Origin of the sequence: Carboxylicivirga sediminis (genome assembly GCF_018156225.1) — a bacterium.
In the GTDB taxonomy this organism is placed as follows: domain Bacteria; phylum Bacteroidota; class Bacteroidia; order Bacteroidales; family Marinilabiliaceae; genus Carboxylicivirga; species Carboxylicivirga sediminis.
On sequence record NZ_JAGTAR010000131.1, the window covers coordinates 1 to 320 of the forward strand.

Annotated in this window: 3 tRNA genes; all 3 read right to left on the reverse strand. The window is 53.1% G+C overall.

What is annotated here, in order from left to right:
- Positions 1-20: 20 nt before the first annotated feature.
- The 3 genes from KDU71_RS22930 to KDU71_RS22940 all read right to left on the reverse strand — a co-directional run bounded on the left by KDU71_RS22930 (position 21) and on the right by KDU71_RS22940 (position 300).
- Positions 21-94: transfer RNA gene (locus KDU71_RS22930), tRNA-Asp, on the reverse strand.
- Between the two features lie 22 nt (positions 95-116).
- Positions 117-190, reverse strand: a tRNA-Asp gene (locus tag KDU71_RS22935).
- A gap of 36 nt (positions 191-226) precedes the next feature.
- A tRNA-Asp gene (locus KDU71_RS22940) sits at positions 227-300 on the reverse strand.
- Positions 301-320 lie beyond the last annotated feature (20 nt).

Below are 320 nucleotides of genomic sequence, written 5' to 3' on the forward strand. Positions count from 1 at the left end.
TAATCAGATGAGCTTTTGTGCGGTCTGGACGGGACTCGAACCCGCGACCTCCGGCGTGACAGGCCGGCATTCTAACCAGCTGAACTACCAGACCAATAGATGAAGTTTAAAACAAGCGGTCTGGACGGGACTCGAACCCGCGACCTCCGGCGTGACAGGCCGGCATTCTAACCAGCTGAACTACCAGACCAGTTTTATACTTCAATATTTTGGAAAACTAAACAAGCGGTCTGGACGGGACTCGAACCCGCGACCTCCGGCGTGACAGGCCGGCATTCTAACCAGCTGAACTACCAGACCAGTTTAGATTTTCTACAGTC